The following is a 1,652-nucleotide window of genomic DNA, read 5'->3' on the forward strand; positions in this document are numbered from 1 at the left end:
GTACGCCTCCGGCGGGGCCGGGGACCGGCCGGGGCCCCTCCCGCGGTCGGCAACGGCGCCTCCCGCGGGCGCCGATGAGAGAAAGGCCGTGCGTCCGCGGCCGATCCCACGGATCATGGACCCCATGGCCGAGAACCCTCACGCCCCTGTGCCCATCCGGCTCGCCCTCGACGACGGCGACTCCCCGATCGACGTCATCGACGCCCTGTTCCTCCAGCGCTTCACCACCGGCGAGCAGCCGTACTCCCGCACGGTGAGCATCGACCGCGTCCGGCCCGGCGCCCAGCTGGTGCCCGACGACGCCCGCGTCGTACGGCAGGCCAGCAGCGACAAGCAGCGGTCCACCCTGGCCGAGGGCGACGGCTGGACCCTGCGGGTCTCCACCGCCCAGTGGGGCAGCGGCACCCACGTCTCGGTGACGGCGACCACCGAGGAACTGGCGGAGTCGGTGGTCCACCGCTGCACCGACGGCGTGGAGATGGAGCCGGAGCCGGTCCCCGAGGAGGTGACCATGGGGTTCTGGCACCTCTCCCCGCGCCGCGGCCCGCTGCGCATCACCCGACAGATCTCCGCCGCCACCTGGGACGAGGTCCGCGCCAACTACACCGCCCCGGTGGCCGAGGCGATGGACTCGCTGATGAAGACCACCCCCGAGGACATCGCCGGCCGCCTCCTGCTGCTGCACGGCCCGCCCGGCACCGGCAAGACCACCGCGCTGCGCACCCTGGCCCGCTCCTGGCGGGACTGGTGCCAGGTGGACTGCGTGCTCGACCCGGAGCTGCTGTTCTCCGACGCCGGTTACCTGATGAACATCGCCATCGGCGAGGACGACGACGACGAGGACGGCGAGGGCCGCTGGCGGCTGCTCCTCCTGGAGGACTGCGACGAACTGGTCCGCGGCGAGGCCAAGCACGTGGCCGGCCAGGCGCTGTCCCGGCTGCTCAACCTGACCGACGGTCTGCTGGGCCAGGGCCGCAAGGTGCTGGTCGGCATCACCACCAACGAGGACCTGGAACGTCTCCATCCGGCCGTGGTGCGCCCCGGCCGCTGCCTGGCGCGGATCGAGGTCGGTCCGCTCACCCGGCGGGAGTCGGTGGAGTGGCTGGGCACCGAGGAGGGCATCGGCCGGGACGGCGCCACCCTGGCGGAGCTGTACGCGCTGCGGCGCGGCACCTCGCCGACGTCGCTGCCGGAGCCGCGGGCCGGGGAGGACGCGGGGCTCTACCTCTAGTGCTTTGATGGCGGTATGACCGTCTACGTCGGCACCTCGGGCTGGCAGTACAAGGACTGGCGCGGCGTGCTCTACCCGGAGGGCACGCCGGTGCGGCGGTGGCTGGAGGAGTACGCCGCCCGGTTCGCCACCGTGGAGAGCAACAACGCCTTCTACCGGCTGCCCTCCCGCGAGACCTTCGCCGGCTGGCGGGAGCGGACGCCCGAGGACTTCACGGTCGCCGTCAAGGCGAGCCGGTTCCTGACGCACGTCAAGCGGCTGCGGGATCCCGCCGAGCCGGTGGAACGCCTGCTCGGCCACGCGGGCGGCCTCGGAGACCGGCTCGGCCCGGTGCTCCTCCAGCTGCCGCCGACCCTGCGGGCCGACGCCGGTCTGCTCGACGCCTGCCTGGCCTGCTTCCCGCCCGGGGTGCGGGTCGCGG

At 73.7% G+C, this 1,652-nt stretch carries 2 protein-coding genes; both read left to right on the forward strand.

What is annotated here, in order from left to right:
- The first annotated feature begins 124 nt into the window (after positions 1-124).
- On the forward strand, positions 125-1,231 hold the full coding sequence (locus tag HW445_RS30110) for a DUF5925 domain-containing protein (protein ID WP_151774654.1): 1,107 nt from the start codon (positions 125-127) through the stop codon (positions 1,229-1,231).
- A 15-nt stretch (positions 1,232-1,246) separates the two neighbouring features.
- Positions 1,247-1,652, forward strand: a 406-nt coding sequence (locus HW445_RS30115; protein ID WP_180223975.1) for a DUF72 domain-containing protein, incomplete at its 3' end; no start/stop codon positions are given.

Source organism: Streptomyces sp. UH6, from assembly GCF_013421635.1.
Lineage (GTDB): Bacteria > Actinomycetota > Actinomycetes > Streptomycetales > Streptomycetaceae > Streptomyces > Streptomyces abyssomicinicus.

What these genes read in the sequence shown, in the direction of transcription:
- HW445_RS30110 (WP_151774654.1), top strand. Translation starts at nt 125, where the DNA reads ATGGCCGAGAACCCTCACGCCCCTGTGCCCATCCGGCTCGCCCTCGAC.